The sequence below is a fragment of the Agromyces humi genome, assembly GCF_009720255.1.
Classification (GTDB): Bacteria; Actinomycetota; Actinomycetes; order Actinomycetales; family Microbacteriaceae; genus Agromyces; species Agromyces humi.
The window spans coordinates 1-9,570 of the sequence record NZ_WJSP02000117.1 but is presented as its reverse complement, the minus strand read 5'-3'; the positions used below and the strand labels follow the sequence as shown (position 1 = coordinate 9,570).

10 protein-coding genes are annotated in these 9,570 nt (G+C 71.5%); all 10 read right to left on the bottom strand.

Going from position 1 to position 9,570, the window contains the following annotated elements; genetic code table 11:
- Positions 1–63: 63 nt before the first annotated feature.
- Entirely contained in the window at positions 64–981 is a 918-nt protein-coding gene (locus tag GH736_RS11230) for an aldo/keto reductase (RefSeq protein ID WP_159603237.1), read from the bottom strand.
- A gap of 43 nt (positions 982–1,024) precedes the next feature.
- Positions 1,025–2,266, bottom strand: a complete 1,242-nt coding sequence (locus tag GH736_RS11225) for an RNA polymerase sigma factor (protein WP_159603239.1) — start codon at positions 2,264–2,266, stop codon at positions 1,025–1,027.
- Positions 2,263–2,598, bottom strand: a complete 336-nt coding sequence (locus GH736_RS11220) for a YciI family protein (protein WP_159603235.1) — start codon at positions 2,596–2,598, stop codon at positions 2,263–2,265. The genes GH736_RS11225 and GH736_RS11220 overlap by 4 nt, the downstream gene beginning before the upstream one ends.
- A 51-nt stretch (positions 2,599–2,649) precedes the next feature.
- Positions 2,650–3,249, bottom strand: a complete 600-nt coding sequence (locus tag GH736_RS11215; RefSeq protein ID WP_159603233.1) for a dihydrofolate reductase family protein — start codon at positions 3,247–3,249, stop codon at positions 2,650–2,652.
- Positions 3,250–3,393: 144 nt separating this feature from the next.
- Entirely contained in the window at positions 3,394–4,188 is a 795-nt protein-coding gene (locus GH736_RS11210) for an alpha/beta fold hydrolase (protein WP_159603231.1), read from the bottom strand.
- A gap of 27 nt (positions 4,189–4,215) precedes the next feature.
- Positions 4,216–5,583: a class I SAM-dependent methyltransferase gene (locus tag GH736_RS11205; protein ID WP_159603229.1), complete on the bottom strand. Its 1,368-nt coding sequence runs from the start codon at positions 5,581–5,583 to the stop codon at positions 4,216–4,218.
- The gene (locus GH736_RS11200; protein ID WP_159603227.1) at positions 5,580–6,959 is read right to left on the bottom strand and encodes an FAD-binding oxidoreductase; all 1,380 of its coding nucleotides are present in this window, start codon (positions 6,957–6,959) and stop codon (positions 5,580–5,582) included. The genes GH736_RS11205 and GH736_RS11200 overlap by 4 nt, the downstream gene beginning before the upstream one ends.
- A 10-nt stretch (positions 6,960–6,969) precedes the next feature.
- Positions 6,970–7,470, bottom strand: a complete 501-nt coding sequence (locus tag GH736_RS11195; RefSeq protein WP_159603225.1) for a bifunctional nuclease family protein — start codon at positions 7,468–7,470, stop codon at positions 6,970–6,972.
- A gap of 134 nt (positions 7,471–7,604) precedes the next feature.
- Positions 7,605–8,822, bottom strand: a complete 1,218-nt coding sequence (locus GH736_RS11190; protein ID WP_159603223.1) for a low temperature requirement protein A — start codon at positions 8,820–8,822, stop codon at positions 7,605–7,607.
- 76 nt (positions 8,823–8,898) lie between these two features.
- A partial coding sequence (locus GH736_RS11185; RefSeq protein WP_159603221.1) for a lytic transglycosylase domain-containing protein occupies positions 8,899–9,570 on the bottom strand: 672 nt, incomplete at its 5' end.

Sequence of the window (9,570 nt, the reverse complement as noted above, 5' to 3'; positions counted from 1 at the left end):
GAGCGGCGGGTGCCACTCGGCCGGGGCTGGCGCGGCGGCCTGCGGGTGCGCTGACCGCGCTGCTCAGTCGTGCGTGGCGACCTCGGCCACTTCCGCCCACAGTTCGTCGGGAATCACGGCCTCCCGGTTGGCGACGAGCTCGTGCACCCGGTCGGGATGCGAGACCCCGACGAGCGTCGACGTGACCCTGGGGTCGCGCGTGGAGAACTGCAGGGCGACCGCGGCGAGGTCGACGCCGTAGCCGTCGCAGAGGGCCCGCAGTCGCTGGGTGCGCGCGACCGTCTCGGCGTCGGGCTCGCGGTACTGGTACCGGGGCTTCTGCTCGAGCGGCTTGGCGAGCAGGCCGCTCGCATAGGGGGCGGCGTTGAGGTAGGTCATGCCCAGCTCGACGACCTTCGTGATCAGCGGGCTCGCCGACTGGTCGAGCAGCGTGAACCGGTTGTGGTTGAGCAGCACGTCGAACACGCCGAGGTCGACGTACTGCTCCATCGCCTCGAGGTCACCGCCGGCGACGCCGATCGCGGTGACCAGCCCCTCCTCCTTGAGCTGTCGCATGCCCTCGAGCGCCCCGCCGGGGGCGGTGATCTCCTCGAACGCGAACCGCTCGGGGTCGTGCAGGTGGAACAGGTCGAATCGCTCCACGCCGAGCCGCTCGCAGCTCTCCTCGAACGACCGGCGCACACGCGTGGCCGAGAAGTCCCGGCCGTCGGGGTCCGCCTTGGTGGCCAGCACGAACCCGTCGGGCAGTCCGCCTGCCCGCTCGATCGCGGTGCCGATGCGACGCTCGCTCTCCCCCTTGCCGTACTCGTTCGACGTGTCGAGGAAGTTGATCGGGGTCTCGAAGACGGCCTGGACCGTGGCGATCGCGCGATCCTCCTCGACGCCGTACCCGTAGGTCTGCGGCATGCCGCCCAGCGGGCTCGTGCCGACGCAGAGGTCCGACACGGTGATGCCGGTCGTGCCGACGCGGTTGAAGTCCATGGTTCCTCCTGGCGCGAAGTCCTCGAGAAGTGCTGGGTCACCCTCATTCTCGACCCGAGGACCCCAGTCCATCCCGCCGGCGTGTCAGGTGGGCGCGCTCCGCGGTGTTGCCGGCGAGCTCGATGGCCCGCTCGTAGCCGGTGCGGGCCTCCTCACGACGCCCGAGCCTGCGCAGCAGCTCCGCACGCGTGGCGTGGAACGCGTGGTACCCGTCGAGCGGGTCACGGAGGCGGTCGACGGCCGTCAACGCGGCATCCGGCCCCTCGACCTCGCCGACCGCGATCGCCCGGTTGAGGGCGACGATCGGCGAGGCATCCACTCGCTGCAGCTGGTCGTACAGGGCGACGACCTGCGACCAGTCGGTGTCGCGGGCGTCCCACGCATCGGTGTGCACCGCGTTGATGGCCGCCAGCAGCTGGTAGCGACCGGGCGCCGCGCCCGAGTCCAGGCGCTCGCGCACCAGGCGGTGACCCTCCTCGATGAGCGCGGCATCCCACAGCCGGCGGTCCTGCTCCGCGAGCGGTACGAGCTCGCCCGTCGCCGAGACCCGCGCCGGGCGGCGCGCCTCGGTGAGCAGCATCAGGGCCAGCAGTCCGGTGACCTCGCCGTCGCCGGGGAGCAGTTCGCGGATCAGGCGGGTCAGCCGGATCGCCTCAGCCGTCAGGTCGGCACGCACCGGGTCGGTGTCGGGGCCCGTCGCGAGGTACCCCTCGTTGAAGACGAGGAACAGCACGGCGAGCACGCCGGTGATTCGGTCAGGGAGGTCCCGTGCGGACGGCACCCGGTACGGGATGCCGGCGGCGGCGATCTTGCCCTTGGCACGGGTGATGCGCTGGGCCATGGTGCGCTCCTGCACGAGGAAGCCCTCGGCGATCTGCGGCACGGTGAGGCCGCCGACCAGGCGGAGGGTCAGCGCGACCCGTGCCTCCATCGCCAGGGCGGGGTGGCAGCAGGTGAAGATGAGCCGCAGCCGGTCGTCGTCGATGACGCCGACCGGTGCCGGCGGGTCGTGGTCGGTCAGCATCAGTGCCTCCCGGTGCTTGTCGACGCGCTTGTGCTCGCGCCGGATCCGGTCGATCGCCTTGCGATTGGCGGTCGTGGTGAGCCACGCGCCGGGGTTGGGCGGCACGCCGTCGGCCGGCCACCGCTCGACGGCGGTCGCGAACGCCTCGGCCGCCGACTCCTCGGCGAGGTCGAGGTCGCCGAAGCGCTTGGCGAGCGAGGCCACCACCCGGGCCCACTCCTCGTGGTGCGCCCGGGTGATCGCCGTTCGGGCGTCGATCAGTCCTCCGGGCCCAGGAGCGGCCGCACCTCGAGCCGCCGATTGCACGCCTTGGACCCGTCGGCCATGAGCGAGAGCGCGACGTCGAGATCGGGCGCCTCGATGATCCAGAGGCCCGCCATGTGCTCCTTCGACTCGATGAACGGTCCGTCGGTGAAGACGGGTTCGTCGCCTCGGCCGTCGATGACCGTCGCCGTGCTCGGGTCGGCGAGGCCGGCCGCGAACACCCAGTGGCCGCCCGCGCGAAGCCGGTCGTTGAACGCGTCGATCGCGATCGCCTCCTCGGGCGTGCCCGAGTTGGTCCGGTGGTCGATCACGGAAACCAGGTACTGCATCTCACACCTCCGAGTGCGGTTCAGCTGCCATTGTGCGACGGATGCCGCGCGCTACGCGTACTGCGGGCGCCCGGCGGGTCGGTACGTCTGCACCGTGATGCCCGTCGGGAACGTGCGCGATTCGAGGAGCTCGAGAGCGAAGTCCCTGCCCGACTCGGGGAACAGGCGCGTGCCGGCGCCCACGATGACCGGGCACACGATCAGCGTCATCTCGTCGACGAGCTCGTGCTCGAGCAGCCACCGGATGAGCTGGCCGCTGCCGTGCACCTGCAACTCGCCTCCCGGCTGGGCCTTCAGCTCCCGGATGGCGGCCTCGAGGTCTCCCGAGAGCACGGTCGAGTCCGCCCAGCCCGGGTCGGTGATCGTGTTCGAGGCGACGTACTTCGGGCGCGTGTTCAGCGCGCCGGAGAACGGGTTCTCGCTCGCGTCCCGGACGCCCCAGTACCCGGCGAAGAGCTCGAAGGTGCGCCGTCCGAACAGGAACGCGTCGGCGCGCTGGTAGAAGTCGGCGATGTAGCCGACCGACTCCTCATCGCCGACCGGGATCGCCCAGCCGCCGCGGTCGAATCCCGGGTCCAGCTCGGGGTTGTTCCCGCCGTTCGCCTGCATGACGCCGTCGACGGTGATCTGGGTGTTGGTGATGAGCTTCATGATCGGTCCCTCTCTGGGCCGCCTCTTCTGGCGACCGCTCACCCCTGCTACGAACGGGAGGGCCCCGATGCGACACGGCTGCCGAGGAAACTTCGTGAGCCGAGCCGAGCCGGGCCGAGCCGAGCCGGCCGAACCGGGCAGAGCTCAGCCGGCCAGGAACTCCACGGCGGCCTGCCGGAACACCCGTGACCCCGGCGCATTGAAGTGATGGCGGCCGGGCAGCTCGACGAACGTGCCGTTCGGCGTGGCATCCGCCAGCCGCTTCGACCGCTCGAGGATCGCGTCCTCGCTGCCTGTCGCGAAGAGGATCTGCTGCATCGGCGGGTGGGCCGGGTCGGGATCGGCGTCGCCGAGCCGCATGCCCTCGGCGAGCGCGATGAGCGCGCGCAGGTCGTTGTGCGGCACGCGCTCGGCGAGCGTCACGTAGTTCTGCGTCACCCGGTCTTCGACGGGGGTGCCGTGCTCCGCGTAGGCCCGCGCCTGCTCGATCTGCAGGCGCGCGAGCGGGCGCCCGTCGGGGATGCCGCCGAGCACCGCGCGCTCGACGTGCTCGGGCACGTTCACCGCGAGCTGCCAGCCGACCCGGGCGCCGAGCGAGTACCCCGCATACCGCACGGTGTCGAGCAGGTAGGTGTCGAGCACGATCACGAGGTCGTCGACGAACGCATCCATGCTGTAGTCGGATGCCTCGTGCGGCTTGTCGCTCGCGCCGTGGCCGCGCTGGTCGACGCCGAGCACGCGGAACCCCGCGCGCAGCAGGTCGCGTACCCACCCCGTGCTGACCCAGTTGTCGCGGCAGCTCGACGCGAACCCGTGCACGCAGAGCACCGTCGGTGCATCCTCGTCGCCCCACGAGTAGGTGGCGATGCGGCGGCCGTCGCCCGCCATCACGAACTGCGGCGACGGCATCTCGGTCAGGGCTGGCAGCGCGGCATCCATGTCAGCCATTCTCCCGGTGACCGGTTGTCAGGGCGTCCACCACGGCCGCAACGGCAGGTCGTCGTCGCCGCCGCCGCGCTCGTCGGGCCGCACGGCGAGCACCTGGTGCAACTGGATGCCGCCCGACTCGAACGCGAGCCGAGACCCGGCCATGTAGAGCCCCCACACCTTCGCGGTCGGCAGGCCCACCTCGGCGACCGCCTCGTCCCAGTGGGCGACGAGGTTCGCGCACCAGTCGCGCAGGGTCAGCGCATAGTGGGGGCGCAGGTTCTCCTCGTGCAGCACCTCGAACCCGACGTCCTGCGCCTCGGTGATGATGCGGCCCGAGCCGGTGAGCTCCCCGTCGGGGAAGACGTAGCGGTCGATGAATCCGCGCGTCGACGGGCGGGAGGTGTTGTCGGGGCGGGTGATGCAGTGGTTGAGCAGCAGGCCGCCGGGACGCAGCCGCGACTGCAGGAAGCGGAAGTACGACGCGTAGTTCCGCACGCCGATGTGCTCGAGCAGCCCGATCGACGAGACGGCGTCGAAACCGCCCTCTGGGAGGTCGCGGTAGTCGCCGAAGCGCACCTCGGCGAGGTCGGCCAGGCCCTCCTCGGCGATGGCGCGCTGCGCCCACGAGGTCTGCTCCTCCGAGAGCGTCACGCCCAGGGCACGCACGCCGCGGCGCGCGGCGTAGCGCACCATGCCGCCCCAGCCGCAGCCGACGTCGAGCAACCGGTCGCCGGGCTTCAGCCGCAGCTTCTCGAAGACGAGGCGGTACTTGTTCTCCTGCGCCTCGTCGAGCGTCGCATCGGCGTTCGGGTAGCAGGCGCACGTGTAGGTCATCGTCGGCCCGAGCACCCACTCGTAGAACGTGTTCGAGACGTCGTAGTGGTGGTGGATCGCCTCCGCGTCGCGCGACTTGCTGTGCCGGAGCCCTTCGGCGACGCGGCGCCAGCGCGGCGGCACCTCCTGGGGCGGCGGCGCGATCGGGCGCAGGTGCTCCACCCCGACCGAGCGGAAGACCTGCGCCATGACGCGCGGCGACGGCATCCGGAACACGAGCTCGTCGGCGAGGGCCTTGAGCAGCTCGTAGGGATCGCCGGGGTGCACCCCGTGGATCTCGAGGTCGCCGGCGATGTAGGCCCGAGCCAGTCCCAGGTCGCCCCGAGCGGTGGCGAGGTAGGTCGTGCCGCGCGGCGTCTTCAGCTCGATCCCGAACGGCGCGTCGGCCGGACCAGCCGAGCTGCCGTCGTAGGCGGTGAAGTGCAGCGGCAGGCGGCCCCCGGCGAAGATCTCGAGGATCTCGGCGAGGGTCAGCTTGTGCGCGGTATCGGGGTGGCCGGCGGCATCCGCCCCGCCTGCCTTCTCAGGCCCTCCGGTCGTGTCGGGCCGCTGGCCCTTGATCGTGGTCATCGTCGTTGCACCGCCTTCGCATAGAGGTCGAGGAGCCGTGAATCGGGGTCGTATCGCGCCTTGGCGGCCCGGTACTCGTCGCCGCCGTAGAGCGCGTCGAACTCGTCGCGCCCGTAGAACGCGTCGGAGTACAGCGACTTGTGACCGTCGAGCCGGCCGACCTCGGCCTCGATCAGCCGGTTGGTCTCGCCCTCGGTCGCGCCGACGGGCACGGTCGACCAGAAGCCGACGTTCACGTAGGTGCGGGCGGGCTCGATCGGGTAGACGGGCCACGCGGCGTCGTCACGCAGGCGGAGCGGGCAGAGCCAGACCGGCTCGATCGGCACGTTCGCGAGGAACCAGTGGACGAACTCGGCGGTGCGTTCGATCGGGATCTCGACGTCCTGGATGACGCGCTCGCGCGGTGGCCGCCGCTTGAGCCGCTCGAGGCGGTCGCCGAGGTCGAAGCGCCGCTCCAGTCGCATGAGCTTCGCGTACGACCGGCTGCGACGGTAGCGGCGCGGCCAGAACCGGCGGACGAGCGGATGCTGCGCGCCGAACGCGGCCGAGCACCAGAACCAGTCGGTGTCCCACCGCCACAGGTAGTCGTGCACGGTGAGGCGGTCGTGCGTGACGCCCTCGTCGTGCCGGATCGAGCGGTAGAAGATCCGCTGGCCGGTGTAGTCGCTGACGGGGCCGGATGCCGCGGTCTTGGCGCCGAGGCACAGGTACGCCTCCTCGGCGCTGAACACGACGCCGTCGAGGAAGTCGACGCGTTCCCCGTCGTGCCGGCCGGTCGCGACGATGCGGTCGATCGCGGCGACGAGCTCGCCCAGGTCGTGGAACCGCACGTGCGTGAGCGCGACGAAGGGCAGCACGGGCTCGAGCTCGATGCGCAGGCGCACCGCGTACCCCAGCGTGCCGTAGGAGTTCGGGAAGGCGCGGAAGAGGTCGGCGTGCTCGTCGGGCGAGGCCGTGACCACCTCGCCGGCGCCGGTCAGGATGTCCATCTCGAGCACCGACTCGTGCGGCAGCCCGTTGCGGAACGACGTCGACTCGATGCCGAGGCCCGTGACCGCGCCGCCGAGCGTGATCGTCTTCAGCTGCGGCACGACGAGCGGTGCGAGTCCGTGGGGAAGCGTGGCCGCGACGAGGTCCTCGTACGTGCACATTCCGGCCACGTCGGCCGTGCGGGCCTCGGGGTCGACCGCGATGACGTGCGTCAGTCCCGACGTGTCGAGGCCCGGGGCATCCGTCGCCGACCGCGACCGGAAGAGGTTCGACGTGGGCTTCGCGAGACGCACCGCGGATGCCTCGGGCACGGCCCGATAGCTCTCGACCAGGCGCTCGACGCCCTGGGCGTGAGCGGTTCGTGCGTCGATCGCCGGCGCGGACACGACCCTCACGCTATCCCTGGAAGTCCTCGGGGTCGACCTCGTCGAGGAACCGCTTGAACTCGTCGAGCTTCTCCTCCTCCTCGTCGTGGTCGAAGTCCACCATCTCCGCGGGGATGCCGGCCTCGTCCAGCACCTCGTCGGCGACCCAGATCGGCGCCTGCACGCGCACGGCGAGCGCGATGGCGTCGGAGGGGCGGGAGTCGAGCACCTGCGGTCCGGTCGGCGTGGTCAGGCTCAGCTCGGCGTAGAAGGTGCCGTCGTCGATGCGGGTCACGTCGACCCGGTCGATACGGGCGCCCACCGTGCCGAAGAGCGTCGTGATCAGGTCGTGCGACAACGGCCGCGGCGCCTGCTCGCCCTGCACGGCGATGAGGATCGAGGTGGCCTCCTGCGCGCCGATCCAGATGGGCAGGACCCGCCCCTCCCCCGGCTCCTCGAGCAGCGGCTTCAGCAGCACGATGTGCTGCCGCGCGGCATCCAGCGCGACACCGAGTACGCGAACCTGGACCATGGCCCCTCCCGTCTGGCGATCGGGTGTGGTCCTGCCATCGTACGTCGGAGCGACGCGACGCAGCCCAACCTCGCGGTGGGGCTGCGTCGCGCGTGCCGGCGTGCTAGGCCGGGGAGGCTCGGGCTCGGGCTCGATCAGGCAGCGGACGCGGCATCCGTCGACCGCTGCAGCGCCCCCTCGAGCAGCAGCATCGCGGCGAGCAGCGCCGCCACGATGACGAGCGCCCACATCGCTGCGACGAGCGCGAGCAGCGGGATCACCGCGGCGAGCGCCACCGCCGCGCCGAGGCGAACGAACGGCCACGGCAGGTCGGCGATGCGGCCGAACACGGCAGTCGCCGCGGCGTAGACGGCGACACCGGTACCGAGGGCGGATGCCCCGAACGAGCCGAACGGCTCTGCGTCGGAGACGTGCGCCATCGCCTCCTCCACGCCGAGCGCGGCGAGGATGATGCCGCCGACGATGGCGAAGTGCAGGTAGGTGTACTCGTCGCGCGCGAAGACGACGCGCGCGGCGCCCGTGCGGCGCTGCAGCCCGTGCTCGCCCGCCGGCGCGATGCGCGTGAAGTAGGCGCGCCACAGCAGCACCGAGATGGTCACCGAGATCGCCACGCCGAGCACGATGGGCCCGCTGATGGGCTCCTGCGCGACGCCCACCCCGATGGCGACGATCGACTCGCCGAGGGCGAGGATCACGATGAGGCCGTAGCGCTCGGCCCAGTGCACGGGCGAATGCAGGCGCCAGCCGCCACCGCCGCGCGAGCTCACGTAGGTGAAGAGCACGTCCCAGACGAAGGCGGCGAGCCAGATCCACGTCTGCGCGGAACCGCCGATCAGGGCGCCGACGATGAGCGCGGTCGCCGACGGCAGCATCGCCACGAGCTGCGTGCCGAGCACCTGGCGGCGCAGCGCGCGGTCATCGCCGGCGACGATCACGTAGAGCGCCGTGTGCACGATGCGCACGAACAGGTAGGCGAGCGCCACGACGAGCGGCGCGTCCCATCCGCCCGGCAGGTCGTCGTAGGCCTCGGGCACCGCGAGGGCGACGACGAACACCGCGATCATCGCGAGCGTCATGCCGGCCTGCACGACGCCGCGGTCGGCCGGCGCCTGGTTGCCGAGCCAGCTGTACGAGCACCACATCCACCACAGCAGGCCGAGCACGACGAGCGCCTGCAGCACTCCGATCGCGCTGTGCGTCTCGGCCATGAGCCCGCTGACCTGCGTGAACGCGAAGACGTAGACGAGGTCGAAGAACAACTCGAAGGTCGTCACCCGGGCGGATTCGCCGCTGCGTGTCGCACGCGGCATCCGCTCGGCGTCGCCGTTCGATCCGGTTCGCTCCTGCTGCACCGCACCAGTGTGCACCATCGCTCCGACACGGTGACGGATGCCGCAACAGGGCGTCAACGGCGACGCCGACCCCCCGCTACCAGGCCGACTCGGCGTACCCGTTGGCGACCTTCGCGACCTTGTCGACGTAGTCGTTGTCGTGGTTGTAGGAGTAGACGCCCGCGCGCCAGCCCTCGGGGCTGGTCATCGACCCGGAGGCGCACAGGTAGCGCGCGGTGGTCAGCGCCGCGTCGTCGATCTGGTTCGGGTCGGCGACGTCGTCGCCGTTCGCGTCGCTGCCCCACTTCTCCCACGTCGAGGGGATGAACTGCATGGGCCCGACCGCCCGGTCCCACTGGTCGTCGCCGTCGAAGAGGCCGCCGTCGGTGTCGGCGATCTTCGCCACGCCGTCGCCGTCGAGCGCTCGGCCGACGATCGCCGGCTCGGAGTAGCCGTACTCGTCGAGCACGCTGCGGCCGTGGCTGCCGTGACCCGACTCGATCGAGCCGATGGCCGCGATGGTCGTCCAGTCGAGCCCGCACTCGGGGTCTTCGGCCGCGATGGTCACGTGCGCGAGGGCATAGGCCTCGAGCGCCCGCTCGGGGATGCCCGTCGCCGCCGAGACCTGGGCCGTCCATGCCGGGTCGACGAGGGGCACCGGGGATGCCTCGAGGCCCGAGTCGGAGGCGCCGGCCGTCTCATCGGGGGTCCGCTCGCTGGCGTTCGCCTGCGCGTCGGCAGGCTCACCCGACTCGACGCCGACGCCGAC